Consider the following 13,856-nt stretch of genomic DNA (forward strand, 5'->3'; position numbering starts at 1 on the left):
CCGGGGAAGCGCGCGCCGGCGGAGAGGTGCGCACGGGTCAGCCCGGGAAGCGTCCGCTGTCCCGCAGCTCCCAGCGCCTCTCCGCGTACGCCAGGTCGTCCCGCCACAACCGCCCGGCCGAGGCACGCATCAGCGGGCGCAGCAGCGGAGCCGCCGCCCGGGCCACCGCGAACCCCCGCCGGTCCGACGCCGCCACCACCGCCTCCGTCACGGCGGTGCGCGGCCGCCCGTGCTCGTCCGGGGCGAGCGGGGTGGCGTGCGTCTCCACCACGGACCCCGCCCCCTCGCCCTCGACGATGCGCATGACGACCGTACGGGGCTCGGGCGCCGTGAACCGGGCGCGCACCGGCACCACCAGCCGCCCGGCCACCTTGAACGACACGTCGACCAGGAACCCGTCGTCGTCCGGGGAGTCGGCCGGGGAGTCGCCGGGCGTTCCCGTCACCGTCAGGTCCACGAAGGAGTACGGATGGAACCACGCCCCGTGCCAGGGATCGAGGCGGTTGGCCACCACGTCCTCCGGCTCGCAGCGCCCCACCCCGGCGTACACCGCCTCCAGAGCCTCCCGGACCCTCGGCCGGACCGGCACGTACGGCCGCTCCGACGGCGGCTCCCCGCCCACCGCGTCGAGCCGCACCCAGAGCAGGACCCCGTCGTCGAAGGCCGGGAAGGGCTCCCACCCGGCGAACGGCCCCCCGTCCAGGGCCAGTCCGTGCCAGTGGCAGACCAGCGTGCCGCAGCGCACCGGGCTGTCGCGCAGCGGCGCCCCCAGGTGCGGGCACGCCCCCGGACCCGCCCGGAGCCGCCCCTCGCCGTCCCGCCAGGCGACCACCTCCGTGGCGGCGACGGTGATCCCGAGGGTCTGCCCGGGCGGCAGGTCGCGCGAGGCGCCGACGACGTACCAGTTGCCGGAGGGCCGGCTCTGCGCCCGCTTGAGCGCATCGGCGATCAGGCCCGGTTTCGCCTCCCGCCACGTCGGCGTCTGCCGGTCCCAGGGGACGGGCGCCCGCCGCAGCCGCAGCGGGACGCGTCCGCGGCGCCCGGGGGCGGGGCTCATACCGGCTCCTTCTGCACGGGGGCGGTCACCCGGGGCCGGGCGGGGCGGCGCTCCGCGACCGGGCCCGGGGCGCGCCGGTGCCCCCGGCGCGCGGCGACCGCCCGGACCAGCCCGTCCAGCGCCACGACCGCCCGCCGTCGGCGCGGCACGACCGACCGGCGGTGCAGGACCGCGTAGCCGTCGGCCTCGATCGCGTCGAGAATGCCGCTGTAGAGCACGAACGCCGTGCGGATGCAGGGCCGTGACACCGGGTCGAGCATCGCGATGCCGGGCAGGGCGTCCCGGTAGACGGCCCGGTTGTGGGCGGCGGCGGCCCGCAGCACCTCGGTGATCCGGTTGTCCCGCGCCCCCGTCCGCCGACTCCACTCGAACCGCTCCCGGTCCACCCCGTGGGCGCCCAGCAGCTCGGCCGGGAGGTAGAGCCGGCCCCGGTCCAGGTCCTCGCCCACGTCCCGCAGGAAGTTGGTGAGCTGGAAGGCGACGCCGAGCGCCGCCGCGTGCGGAGCGGCCTCCCCGCGCGGCCCCACCGTCCCGAGCACCGGCAGCATCTGAAGGCCGATCACCGCCGCCGACCCGTGCATGTACCGGCCCAGCTCCTCGTACGAGGCGTAGCCGCCGACCGTCAGATCGCTGCTCATGGAGGCCAGGAAGTCCGTGAAGTGCCGGTGGTCGATGCCGTACCGCCGCACGGTGTCCGAGAGCGCGAGAATCACCGGCTCGGTGACGGCCCCGGTCCGCCGCAGCCCCGAATCCAGCTGGGCCTCCAGGGCGAGCAGCGCACCGGCGCGCTCCCCGGGGCTCGCCGTGCTGTCCAGGTCGTCCACGATGTCGTCGGCGTGGCGGGCGAAGCCGTACAGGGCGTGCACGGCCGGGCGCCGGTCGACGGGGAGCAGCCGGGTGGCGAGGAAGTACGTCCTGCCGTGGCGCGCGTTGAGCGCGCGGCAGCGGGCGTACGCGGCGCGGAGGACGGGGTCGTGGACGGCTGCGGCGTCGAGTTCACGGACGGTCATGCGGCGGTGCCTTTCCGGGCGGGGCGGGGAACGGTACGGGGGCCGGTGATCCTCTCCGCCGCCAGCTTCCCGGAGATCAGGACGGTCGGCACGCCGACGCCCGGCGTGGTGCCGCACCCGGCGAGGACGGCGTTGGCCGCGGAGCGTACGAGGTTGCGCGGGCGGAACGGGCCGGTCTGCGGGAACGTGTGGGCCACCGCGAACGGGGTGCCCGCCGCGTGCCCCTGGGCGGTCCAGTCGACCGGTGTGACCAGCCCCTCCTCCTCGATCGCCGCACCGAGGCCGGGCATCTCGCGCCGCTCCAGCTCGGCCAGCAGCGCGTCCCGGTAGCGGGGGCCCAGCTCCCGCCACTCCCGTACCCCCGGCCCGACCTGGGTGTTGGGGCAGGGCGCCAGCACGTAGTGGAGGTGCTTGCCGGGCGGTGCCAGTGCGGGGTCGGTCGCGGTGGGCCGGGTGATGAGGAGCGAGGGGTCCGACATCAGCCGCCCGGTGCGGGTCAGCTCCCGGAACGTGCTCTTCCAGGCCGCGCCGAACGAGATGGTGTGGTGGGCCAGCTCCGGCCAGGTGCGGTCCGTGCCCGCGTGCAGGATCACGGCGGAGGGGGAGTGGCGCAGGCGGAGCGGCCGGTGCGGGGCGCGGCCGAGCAGCCGGTAGACGACGGGTAGGTCGGGGGTGAGGACCACGGCGTCGCAGGGGATGCGCTCCTGGTCGGTGACGACGGCGGTGACGCGTTCACCCGAACGCTCCAGCCGGGTCACGGTCCGCCCGTACCGGATGTCGGCACCGGCCGCGGCGGCCGACTCCGCCAGTGCGCGGGGGAGCGCGTGCATCCCGCCCTTGGGGAAGTAGACCCCGGCGATCGTGTCCATGTAGGCGATGACGGCGTACGCGGCGAGCGCGCGGGCCGGGGGGACTCCCGCGTACAGCGCCTGGAAGGAGAAGACCCTGCGCAGCCGTTCGTCCGAGACGAAGCGTCCGATGCGCGCGTCGAGCCGGCCGAAACCGCCGAGCGCGGCGAGCCGCACGAGGTCGGGGTGGGCGAGTTGCAGCGGGGAGTCGAAGTTGGCGTCGATGAAGCGGCGCATCTGCACCCGGTACAGGCGCTCCAGCCAGCGGCGCAGCCGCCGGTAGCCGACCGCCTGCCGGGCCCCCGCGAACTGTTCGACCGCCGCCTCCATCGCGGCCCCGTCGGTGTGCACGTCGAGCTGGGAGCCGTCCGCGAACCGGGCCCGGTAGGCGGGGTCCAGCCGGATCAGCTCCAACCGGTCGGCCAGTCGGTCCCCGACCGCCGCGAACGCCTCCTCCACCAGCTCCGGCATGGTCAGCACGGTGGGGCCGGTGTCGATCCGGAAGCCGCCGGACTCCAGCAGCCCCGCCCGGCCCCCGGGCACCGCCTCCCGCTCGACCACCGTGACCCGGCGGCCTGCGCCGAGCAGATGCAGTGTGGCGGAGAGCCCCGCCAGCCCGGCACCGACCACCACCACATGGTCGGTGGGCCCCTTCACCGTGATCACCTGCTGTGTCCTCCTTCGGCCGTGGTCAGGGTCTGGTCCGCCCGGCCGTCGTGCCCGTGCGGGCCTTCGCCGGCCGCGGGGCCCGTGGGGGAGGGGCCGGACCGGCCGCCGGAGACCGCCCGCACCAGGGCGAGCAGCTGTCGGCCGGCGTACGAACCGACGTCGACGGCCTCACCCAGACGGCGTACGGCCTCCTCGCCGAGGTGCTCCGCCTCCCGCTCCACATGGGCGCGTGCCCCGGTCGCCTCCAGGACGGCGCGTACGTTCCCGAGGTCGTCCTCGGTGACGTCCGGGTTCCCCACCGCGCGGCCGAGCACGTCCAGCGCCCCTCCGTCGCCCGCCGCCTCCGCCCGCTCCCGGGCGACGGCCAGGAGATAGGTGGGCTTCCCCTCGCGGATGTCGTCGCCGGACGGCTTACCGGTCAGCCCGGGGTCCCCGAAGACGCCGAGCAGATCGTCGCGGAGCTGGAAGGCGATGCCCGCGCCCCGGCCCGCCAGGCGCAGCGCGGCCGTGGTGCGCTCGTCGGCGTCGGCCAGGGCGGCCCCCAGGAGCAGGGGCCGTTCCACCGAGTACAGGGCGCTCTTGAGACAGGCGGTCCGCAGCGCCCGCGCCGCCGAGGAGTCCCCGGCCGCCTGGCCGTGCAGGTCCAGGAACTGACCGGCGACCATCTCCGTCCGCATGGACCGCCAGATGGCCCCGACCCGCCGGCGTACGGGGGCGGGCAGCGCCGTCTCCGCCACGGTGTCGTCGGCCCAGACCAGTGCGAGATCCCCGGCCAGCACCGCCGCCGAGGTGCCGAAGGCGGAGCCCCGCTCCGACTCGGGGGAGAGCCCCGCCGAGGCGGCGAGGCCGATGTGGACGGCGGGTTTCCCCCGCCGCAGCCGCGAGCGGTCCATCACGTCGTCGTGGATCAGCGCGCAGGTCTGGATCAGCTCCAGGGCCACCCCCAGCCGCAGCGCGGCCTCCGTGGTGGTGGCGTCCCCCGCACCGCAGGCCCGCATCCCCCACCACAGCAGGCGGGGGCGCAGCCGCTTGCCGCCCTCCAGGGTGAAGTCGCGGACCCGTCCCGCCAGCTCGTCCGCGAACGAGGCGTCGATCTCCGACGCCTGGGCGACCCGCTCCGCGAGGACGGCCCGCGCGGTACGCAGCACGGCACCCCCCACGTCCGCGTCGACGGCTCCCGCCTCCGGCCCGGCCCCGGCTCCGCAGGGCGAAGGGCCCGGGCCCACCGGGAGCGGGCAGGCGGCGGCGAAGGAGTGCTCCACGGCCGGGGTACGGGCCATCCCACGTCCTTCCTCCGGTCAGCGCGGTGGCGAACCGTTCGTCACTCCTGTTCCTTCCGCACTCGTACCCCGTACGGATGCGATGCGACGGGGCCGATCGGGCGGAAGCGCACCGGGCGGGGCGTGTGACCCCCGTACGGGCCAGGGGCCGGGAGCCGCCCCGTACGGCCGGACGGCCGGTCACCTGCGGGCGGGATGCCTGCGGTGACCGGCCGTCGGGGGTCGGTGCGGGGGCTGCGCGGGAGGTGCGTGCGGGTCAGCGCACGTCGACGTAGTCGCCGCCGCTGGTGGTGCCCAGACGGGCGGCGGTTGCCTGGAACCGGGCCTTCCAGGTGCCGTCCTGCTTGGCGGTGAAGCCCTTGGTGAAGACGCCCCTGGCGTTCGTGCGGACGGTGGCGAGCCTGCTCCACTTCGTGGAGCCCTTGGCCTGGAACAGGATGTCCACGGAGTGACCGGAGGTGTTCTTCCAGCTGCCGTCCAGGGTGCGCAGGGTGCCCTTGACCGTGATGGTGCGGCCCTTGCGGACCGGCTCCGGGGACGCGTCGAAGCCGGAGACGGAGGTGCGCAGCTTGACGTCCACGTAGTCGGCGTAGCTGGTGGCGGCGGCGCGGTCGGCGGTGCCCGCGTAACGGGCCCTCCAGGTGCCGTCCTTCTGGGCGGTGGCGGAGGCGGTGACGGCGCCCTTGGCGTCGGTGGTGACCGTGGTGACCCGGCTCCAGCTCTTGGAGCCCTTCGCCTGGAACTCGATCACGACGGACGTCCTGGCCAGCGGGGTCCAGGCGTTGCCGGTGGCCCCGGCGGTCTGGAGGGTGCCGGTCATCTTGAGCTTGCTGCCCTTGCCGACCGGCTCCGGGCCGGCGTTGAAGGAGATGATCCGGGCGGGCACGGCCGTCACGGTGAGGGTGGCGGCCGAGGTGGCCGTCGTACCGGAGACGTTGGCGAACACGGCCCGGTAGCGGTGGCCGTCGAGCGCGGCGCTCGCCTTCACCGAGAGGGCGGGTGAGGTGGCCCCGGGCACGGTGTTCCAGGTCGAGCCGCGGTCGGTGCTGCGCTCCCAGCGGACCGCGTCGTGGCCGGTCGCGGCCGCGGTGAACTCGGCGGTGGCGCCCGAGCGCACGGTGCGGGAGACCGGCTGCCGGGTCACGACGGCGACCGGGACGGCGGCGGCGAACCTGAGGGGCTGGGCGACGTCCTGGGCCCGCGAGGGCATCCAGGTCGGGTCGGCGCCGTCGTGCGAGTTGAAGCTGGTGAGGAAGCAGGCGGTCGTGAGGCAGTTGACCGTGGTGGTGCCGGAGGTGAACCTCTCGGTGAGCTTCACCGTGAGGGTGAAGGTGCCGTCGGCGCCGACCTGGCGGATCCAGGCCTCGTTGCCGTAGATGCTCGGGTACGTGGTGCCGGGCAGGGCGACGGTCTGCGCCAGGTACACCCCGCGTCCGGGCCGGTAGCCGGAGCCCTCGACGGTCACCTCGGTCTCGGCCCCCAGCTCGGTGACCTGGCTGACCTTCAGGGTCGGGACGCTGGTACGGCCGCCGATGGCGAGGGCGTCCAGGGCCGTGCCGGCCGGGTACATGGGCCGGCCCTGGAAGGCGAAGATCTCCGCGCCCCTGGCGGTCAGGGCGGTGGTGATGCCCTTCCAGTCGAGGGTGTTCCCGGCGAGGGCCCCGGCGGGCGCCTCCAGCGTGGCGAGCGGCACACCGGCGGTGGTGACCGGGGCCTGACCGGCGACCAGATCGGTCGTCACGTCCATGTGGAGCGTGCCCTGGCCGTTCCTGAGGACGACCCGGGGGTTGGCGAGGGTGATGGCGGTGATGCCGTGGTCGGGGACCGCGTAGGTGACCGAACCGCCGAAGCGCACATCGGCGGAGCGCCTGGCCGCGTCCACCGCGCCGTGCTCGACGGGGTAACCGATCAGCCCCGCCCCGTCCTTGGTGGCGCCGCCGGCCACGGTCACCGAACCGCCCATGGACGTCACATAGCGGACCCAGGACTCCTTGAAGCCCCAGGAGGACCCGCCGGCCACCAGGATCGGCGAGGCCGCCGACGTGGTCCCAGCCTGCTGGGCCTGTGCGGCGACGGCGGGGCCCGGGGCGGCGGAGGCGGGAACGGCGAGAGTACCGGTGCCCAGGGACACCACAGTCAGGGCGGCGAGAGCGGCCAGACGGCCACGGCGGGGCATGGACATGCGCTGCATGTCTCCTTCGGGGAGGGGCACGGGCTGCCGGTGGGCGGAGCTGTGCCCTGGACGAATACAGAAGGAAAAAGGGGGGATACCGGCTTCTCGCGTGGGGACCCGAAGACGACAATCGTCATATTAGGTGAGGCTTACCTAAATGTCACCGCAGGGTGGTCGCCCCCTCTCCCGCTTGACCTTGACACGCTGACAAGGTCTTCACTGCGGACCAGGAGGTGGTCTCGATGACGGTCACGGGACAGGACGGGAACGCGAGCAGGGGAACGGAGACGGAGACAGCTACGGATACGGACACGGCCCGGGCGATCGGGAGGCTGGCCGACCACCGCGCGTCCGTACGGCTGCGCGCCGCCCTGGCGATCGGCTCGGCACCCGACCCGCGCTACGTCGGCCCGCTCGTCGAACGGTGCGCGACCGAGCCCGAGTTCTTCGTCCGCGACATGCTGACCTGGGCGCTGAACCGCCACCCGGCGTCCCTGACGCTCCCCGCGCTGCTCCACGAACTCCGCTCTGAACTTCCGCAGGCTCGGAGCCAGGCGCTCCACACCCTGTCCAAGATCGGGGAACCGGGGGCCTGGCCCGCGATCACCCGGGCGCTGCTGACCGACGCCGACGACGAGGTGGCGCGGAGCGCCTGGCGGGCCGCCGTCGTGCTCGTACCGGAAGGCGGGGAATCCGCGCTGGCCACGGTCCTGGCCACCCAGCTCGGGCGCGGCGGCCACGAGACGCAGCTGAGCCTGAGCCGGGCCCTGGTCGACCTGGGCGAGCCCGTGCTGTCGGCCCTGCTCCCCGCCCGTACGGCCGCCGACCCGGCCGTACGCGCCCACGCGCTCGCCACCGAGAAGCTGCTGCACGACCCGGACACCGGGTTCACCTTCGCCATCGAGGAGGCGAAGCGGGTCGTGGCCCTCGGCGGCGCTGGACCTGAGGGACACTAGGGCGTGTTGATCGGTGAGGTGGCGCGACGGTCCGGGGTCAGTGCCCGCATGCTCCGGCACTACGAGTCGCTGGGGCTGGTGAGCCCTTCGGGCCGCACCGGCTCCGGCTACCGCGAGTACGCCCCGCAGGACATCCGGCGGATCTTCCACATCGAGAGCCTGCGGGCGCTGGGGCTTTCGCTGCGGGAGGTCAAACGGGCCCTCGAAGACGACGACTTCACCCCGTCCGCACTCGTCGAGGACCTGATCCACCGGACGCGGACGCGCATCGAGGCGGAGACCGAACTGCTCACCCGGCTGCGCGGGATCCACGCCGCCGGACCCGCCGACTGGGAGGACGCCCTCCAGGTCGTCACGCTCCTCCAGGCACTCGGGTCCACGAGCGCCGACGCCCGCCAGCGCGCGGCCCTCTCCTCGGCCGACGACGTCCCGGTGCCGGTCGAGGCCCTGGTCGAGGCCGTACTCGCCGAGAGCGATCCGCATGTCGCCGGGGCCCTGCGCTGGGCCCTGGCACGCTCCGGCGACGGCGCGCCCGCCCTGCTCGCGGCGGGCATCGGCTCACCCGTGGCCGCCGTACGGGAACGCGCCGTCCGCTCCCTCACCGAGCTGCCCGGCGACCGGGCCACCGCACCACTGCGCGAAGCCCTCGCCCACCCCGACCCCGTGGTCCGCGGTCAGGCCGCCCTGGCGCTCGGGACCCGGGGTGACGCCGACGCCGTCCCCGCCCTCCTCGACATGATCGTGGCGGGCAGGAACGACACCGACGCGGCCGACGCGCTCGGCGTGCTGGCCGACGACACCGCGACGGCCGGCCGGATCGCCGCCCGGATTGTCGACCGCCTCGCCCGGGACACCACCGGACCACCCGCACGCGGACGGCTGACCCAGGCGCTGGCGGGCATCCCGGGGACGGTGGCCTCACACGCCCTCACCGAGCTGGCGCACGACGCCGACCGGGCCGTCGCGCTGACCGCCACGTACCTCCTCGGTCTGCGCGACGAACCGTGACGGACCGTCCGCCGGAACGCGGTTACGACCCCCGGGGCTTGTCCGCGAACACCCACCGGTTGCCCGCCAGCGCGTCGTTCGACTCGGGCAGCGGCCCGCGCCCGTGCAGCCGGGTGAAGTCGAACGGGGTGTGCACCGCGGTGGACCACCCCCGGTCCGCCAGCCGGCCCGCGGAGTCGGGGCGCGGCGAGAGATCGAAGAGGCCCAGCAGGTCGATGCCGATCTGCTCCCTCGTCGCCGTGTAGAGCGCGCTGTCGCGATAGGCCAGCAGGTCCCTCTCCAGCTTGGCCTCGAAGGCCAGCGCGCTGCCCCCGGCGGTGAGCCGGTCCACCGTGTCGACGAGGTACGTCTCGGCCGCCGGGGGCAGATAGAACAGCAGCCCCTCGATCAGCCACACGCTCGGCGCCGCCGGATCGAACCCGGCGCCGGGCAGGGCACCGGCCCAGTCGTCCCGCAGATCCATCGGGACCGGTACCCGTGCCGCCTTCGGGACGGCCGAAACACCGTCGAGCACCTGGTGCTTGAAGGCCAGCACCTCCTCCCGGTCGATCTCGAAGACCACACACCCGGACGGCCACTCCAGCCGGTAGGCGCGCGAGTCCAGCCCCGCGCCGACCAGCACCACCTGGCGGACGCCCCCCGTGTGCGCCGACCCGAGCAGGAAGTCGTCGAGGACCCGTGTCCGCAGCCCGAAGTACCGCGCGAACCGCCCCCACAGCGGGTTCGCGTCCCCGCCCGTGACCTCCGCCGGACGGACCGGCCACCCCTTCGACGCCGGTGCGGCGAGCACGAAGTGCTCGGCGAAGACGTCCTGCGCCAGGCTGTCGGGGCGGTGGGTCTCGATCGCCCGTGCCGCGGCGACCAGCAGAGCCGTAACCCCGACCCCTCCGGCCACACCCTCCACACCGGTGTTGCGGTGCGCTGTCTCGACCATATGCAGGTGCTCCCTCGATAGGTGGAAAGCGGAAAGGCGCCAGGGGTGCGCGGAACGCGCAGGCGCCACGGATGCGCGGGCGGCGCGCGACGCCGGGGCCGCACGGGATACGGCGACCGCGCGGAACGCGCCGGGCTCAGGGAATGAGGACCGGCTTCACCACGAGCCCCGCCTCGCAGTCGCGTTCGGCCGCGTTGATGTCGGCGAGCGGATACGTACGGATCAGCCGGTCGAAAGGGAACAGCCCGGCCCGCCACAGCCCGGTCAGCCGGGGGACCAGCAGCCCCGGCACCGCGTCGCCCTCGCAGATGTGGGAGACCCGCCGCCCCCGGTCCAGGGTCCCCGGCTCCAGCGCGAGCGGGGTGTGCAGCCGGGCTACCAGGCCGAGATGGCCCAGCGGGCGCAGCGCCCGGAGCGCGTCGTTGATCAGCCGGCCGGACCCCGTGGTGTCCAGCGCGTACCGCGCGCCGCCGTCCGTCAGACGGCGGATGCGGTCCGGCAGACCGGCCGAGGCCGCGTGCACCGGGATCGCGTTCAGCTTCTCGGCGAAGGCGAGCCGTTCGGGGTGCCGGTCCACCGCCACGGCCACCGCCCCGGCGGCGGTGGCCGCCATGACCGCGGCCAGGCCGACCGCCCCCGCGCCGAAGACCGCGACGGTGTCGCCGGGCCCGGCACCGAAGGAGTTCAGCACCGCCCCGGCACCGGTGAGGAAGCCGCAGCCGAGCGGCCCCAGCAGCTCCAGGGGCAGCGAGGGGTCGACCCGCACGGCATTGCGGGCCGGGACCATCGCGTACGCCGCGAACGCGGACTGGCCGAACCACCGGGGAGCCAGGGCGCCGCCGGACGCGTCGGTGAACCGCCCCGCGTGCTCCGGGCGTCCGCCGAAGAGGTTCAGCTCGGCGAACCGGTCGCAGTAGGCGGGGGACCCGGCCAGACAGCCGCGGCAGTGCCCGCAGGAGTCGAAGCCGATGACCACATGGTCGCCGGGGCTCAGCCCCGTGTCCGGGCCACCCGTCTCGACCACCACCCCGGCCCCCTCGTGGCCGAGCACCGCGGGCAGCGGCGAGCGGCCCGCCGAGCGGCGGACGGCCAGATCGGTCCGGCACATCCCGCAGCCCGCGATCCTCACCAGGACCTCGCCCTCGGCCGGGCCCGCGTCCAGCCTCACCTCCTCGACGGTGAACGGGGCCCCGTAGGAGCGCAGTACCGCCGCACCGAACCTCATCGGCCCCCCTCCGCCGGTCGGTGCACGACGAACGGCCGGAGGTTTCCGTAGAACCCCCACGGCCCGCCCGCGACCCCGACGCCGCTCTCCTTGATGCCCGCGAAAGGCTGGTCGAGCGAGAGTTCGGCGTGGTGGTTGATCCACGCCGTCCCGCACTCCAGCCGCCCGGCCACCTCCTCCGCCCGGTCCAGGTCGGTGCCCCACACCGAACCGCCCAGGCCGTACCGCGTGGCGTTGGCCGCCTCGACCGCCTCGTCGATATGCCCGTACGGCAGCACCGGCAGCACCGGGCCGAACTGCTCCTCCGTCACCACCGGGCTGTCCGGCGGGACATCGGTGAGGATCGTCGGGGCGTAGAAGTACCCCGGCCGGTCCAGCCGGTGCCCACCGGCCACGGCACGCGCCCCCTCCTCCAGGGCACGGGCCGTGTACCGCTCCACCCGGGCCAGCTGGGCGGCGTTGTTGACCGGCCCCAGCTCCGTGCCCGGGTCGAGACCCGGTCCGACGACGACGGTCTTCGCCCGCTCCGCCAGCGCCTCCACCACCCGGGCGTGGAGCCGGGCCGGGGCATAGACGCGCTTGACCGCCATGCACACCTGCCCGCAGTTGCGGAACGCGGCCCGGAACAGCCGGTCCGCCACCGCCTCCACCTCCACGTCGTCCAGCAGCACGGCGGCGTCGTTCCCGCCGAGCTCCAGGGTGACCCGGGCGAGACCGGGCGCCGCCCCCGCCGCCACGGCCCGCCCGGTGGGCACCGAACCGGTGAACGTCACATGCCGGATCCCCGGGTGCGAGGCCAGCAGCGCGCCGAGCGGCTCACGACCGGTGACGACCGTCAGCACACCCTCGGGGAGCACGGCGGACAGGACCGACCCCAGCAGCCGGGTGGCGAGCGGGGTGAAGGGCGAGGGCTTGAGCACCACCGTGTTGCCCGCGGCGAGCGCGGGCGCGAACTTGGCCGACGCCAGCTGGAGGGGAAAGTTCCACGGGACGATGGCGGCGACCGGCCCCAGCGACCGCCAGCGGATCTCGCTGCCCACCGGTCTGCCGTCGGCGATCGTCCGGGTCTCGGGGGCCATCGCGGCGAAGTGGCGCAGCCGGGCCGCCGTACGGGCGATCTCCGCGTACGACTCGGCCAGCGGCTTGCCCTGCTCCCGGGTGAGCAGCGGAGCCAGCTCCCCGCCGGCCGCCTCCACGGCATCGGCCGAGGCGAGCAGAGCGGCGGTACGGGCGCCGGGATCGGCCCGCCAGCCCGCCCAGGCCTCCCGGGCCCGGCCCACGACGGCGTCCAACTCGTCGGACCGCTGGTCGGGGGCCTCGTCGAAGGCCTCCCCGGTGGCCGGATCGACGACGGCGAAGCGCTCCTGGCGGGGGTGCGGCAGGAGGGGCGGACGGGGCGGGGACGCCGGTATGCCGGAGAGGGGCCGCTGCGGCCCCGTCCCGGCGTTCAGCGGGCGGCCGCGGTCGTCGCGTGCTCCCGGGCGTGCCGGTCCATCTCGGCCCGGAAGGCGGCCACCAGCCGGGGCCGGATCCGCCCGGCGTTGCGGTCACCGCCCTCGCAGACCGCCCCGCGCACGCCCACGATGTCCGTCCCGATCCGGGTCAGCGTCCCCAGGTCCTCCGCCTTCACGCTCCCCGCCAGCGCGGCCAGCAGCCCGGCCCCGTGTGCCTGGCGGACGAACTCCTCGCACGCGTCGGGCGGAACGTGGTCGAAGAGCCGCGTCCCGTCCTTGACCGCGGTGTCCAGCATGGCCGCGTCGGAGCCCGAGCGGCGGGCGATGTCGGGCAGCGCGAGCGGGTTGACACAGCCGATCCGATGGGCGTCGGCATAGCCCGACGCGACGACGAACGCGTCCGGCCGGAAGTCCTTGACCGCCCGGACGACTCCGCTCATGACCTCGACGGCCTGCTCGGGCGTCGAGCACCCGTAGAGGCCGACCTTGATGTACGTGGCCCCGGAGACCGCCGCGCCGAGCGCGGCCTGGGCCACCGTCCCGGGCTTGTACGGCACGTCCCCCACGGTGGCCGAGACCGGCTTGTCGGCCGGGACCGCCCCGCGGATCTCCCTGATCACCCACGGGAAGTTCGCGCCGAGCGACCCCTCGTCGGGCTTCTTGACGTCGACGATGTCGAGGTGCTCCGCCGCCTTCGCGCACTCGCGGGCCTCTTCGACACCGTCGGGGGAGATGAGAAGCAGCAACGTGGATTCCTTCCACCGCGGGGCCACCCGCCCGGGAGCGGGTGCGCGGATTCGCCGGGATCTTGTGCGGTCCGGCCCATCCTTCCCCCGGCCCGTGGCCCCTGGCAGGGCGCGAGGGATGGCGAACGGGGCACTGCCGCGACGCCCTCACGCCCCCGCGCGCTTCTTCAGGCTGCCTAACTCCGTGATTCATGGGAACACGGCTGTCACCCCACGGGGACGGACGCCATGCATCCCACGGGGACGGACCCGACGAAAGGAATCACCATGCTCGGTATAGCCGCGGCAGTGCTGTTCTTCATCGCCTTCCTGATCAACGCGGCGGACATCTCGACCAACGACGTGTTCGCCTCGACCAACGTCATGCTCATCGGACTCGCGCTGCTCGCCCTGCATGTGGCCGGGGTCGGCTCCGGTCTGCGCACGGGCGCCTCCCGCAGGCGCTGAAGAGGGGGACGGACCACAGGACAGTCACGCCGAGTGACCTTACGAATGG

The 13,856-nt window shown here is 74.7% G+C and carries 12 protein-coding genes; 3 read left to right on the forward strand and 9 right to left on the reverse strand.

Annotation, left to right across the window (positions count from 1 at the left end; translation table 11 throughout):
• Positions 1 to 37 precede the first annotated feature (37 nt).
• From ACQ9ZG_RS32905 to ACQ9ZG_RS32925, 5 genes are all read right to left on the reverse strand, one after another.
• A complete protein-coding gene (locus ACQ9ZG_RS32905) occupies positions 38 to 1,057 on the reverse strand; it encodes a Rieske (2Fe-2S) protein (RefSeq protein WP_499281545.1) in 1,020 nt (339 codons plus the stop codon).
• On the reverse strand, positions 1,054 to 2,067 hold the full coding sequence (locus ACQ9ZG_RS32910) for a phytoene/squalene synthase family protein (protein WP_499281546.1): 1,014 nt from the start codon (positions 2,065 to 2,067) through the stop codon (positions 1,054 to 1,056). Before ACQ9ZG_RS32910 ends, ACQ9ZG_RS32905 begins: the two co-directional genes overlap by 4 nt.
• Positions 2,064 to 3,581, reverse strand: coding sequence for a phytoene desaturase (locus ACQ9ZG_RS32915; RefSeq protein ID WP_109914641.1), 1,518 nt, complete (start codon positions 3,579 to 3,581; stop codon positions 2,064 to 2,066). Before ACQ9ZG_RS32915 ends, ACQ9ZG_RS32910 begins: the two co-directional genes overlap by 4 nt.
• Positions 3,578 to 4,864, reverse strand: coding sequence for a polyprenyl synthetase family protein (locus ACQ9ZG_RS32920; protein WP_109914642.1), 1,287 nt, complete (start codon positions 4,862 to 4,864; stop codon positions 3,578 to 3,580). Before ACQ9ZG_RS32920 ends, ACQ9ZG_RS32915 begins: the two co-directional genes overlap by 4 nt.
• Positions 4,865 to 5,120: 256 nt before the next feature.
• Positions 5,121 to 7,046, reverse strand: a complete 1,926-nt coding sequence (locus ACQ9ZG_RS32925; protein ID WP_499281547.1) for an HtaA domain-containing protein — start codon at positions 7,044 to 7,046, stop codon at positions 5,121 to 5,123.
• A 233-nt stretch (positions 7,047 to 7,279) separates the two neighbouring features.
• On the opposite strand from ACQ9ZG_RS32925, the gene ACQ9ZG_RS32930 reads away from it, so the two are divergent.
• Positions 7,280 to 7,993, forward strand: a complete 714-nt coding sequence (locus tag ACQ9ZG_RS32930) for a HEAT repeat domain-containing protein (protein ID WP_109917207.1) — start codon at positions 7,280 to 7,282, stop codon at positions 7,991 to 7,993.
• Positions 7,994 to 7,996: 3 nt separating this feature from the next.
• Positions 7,997 to 9,001: a MerR family transcriptional regulator gene (locus tag ACQ9ZG_RS32935; RefSeq protein ID WP_499281548.1), complete on the forward strand. Its 1,005-nt coding sequence runs from the start codon at positions 7,997 to 7,999 to the stop codon at positions 8,999 to 9,001.
• 22 nt (positions 9,002 to 9,023) lie between these two features.
• Here the strand turns inward: ACQ9ZG_RS32935 and ACQ9ZG_RS32940 are convergent, their stop codons facing one another.
• The 4 genes from ACQ9ZG_RS32940 to ACQ9ZG_RS32955 form a co-directional block, all read right to left on the reverse strand.
• Entirely contained in the window at positions 9,024 to 9,935 is a 912-nt protein-coding gene (locus tag ACQ9ZG_RS32940) for a class I SAM-dependent methyltransferase (RefSeq protein WP_109914189.1), read from the reverse strand.
• 136 nt (positions 9,936 to 10,071) lie between these two features.
• Entirely contained in the window at positions 10,072 to 11,160 is a 1,089-nt protein-coding gene (locus ACQ9ZG_RS32945; protein WP_136016055.1) for an NAD(P)-dependent alcohol dehydrogenase, read from the reverse strand.
• Positions 11,157 to 12,542 (reverse strand): aldehyde dehydrogenase family protein, encoded by a 1,386-nt coding sequence (locus ACQ9ZG_RS32950; protein ID WP_499281659.1) that lies wholly within the window; start codon positions 12,540 to 12,542, stop codon positions 11,157 to 11,159. The genes ACQ9ZG_RS32945 and ACQ9ZG_RS32950 overlap by 4 nt, the downstream gene beginning before the upstream one ends.
• Before the next feature lie 65 nt (positions 12,543 to 12,607).
• On the reverse strand, positions 12,608 to 13,360 hold the full coding sequence (locus ACQ9ZG_RS32955) for a (5-formylfuran-3-yl)methyl phosphate synthase (protein WP_018487786.1): 753 nt from the start codon (positions 13,358 to 13,360) through the stop codon (positions 12,608 to 12,610).
• A gap of 267 nt (positions 13,361 to 13,627) precedes the next feature.
• On the opposite strand from ACQ9ZG_RS32955, the gene ACQ9ZG_RS32960 reads away from it, so the two are divergent.
• On the forward strand, positions 13,628 to 13,807 hold the full coding sequence (locus ACQ9ZG_RS32960; protein WP_026237474.1) for a hypothetical protein: 180 nt from the start codon (positions 13,628 to 13,630) through the stop codon (positions 13,805 to 13,807).
• The last annotated feature ends 49 nt before the right edge of the window (positions 13,808 to 13,856 follow it).

It is taken from the genome of Streptomyces araujoniae, from assembly GCF_050871195.1.
Taxonomy (GTDB): Bacteria; Actinomycetota; Actinomycetes; order Streptomycetales; family Streptomycetaceae; genus Streptomyces; species Streptomyces bacillaris.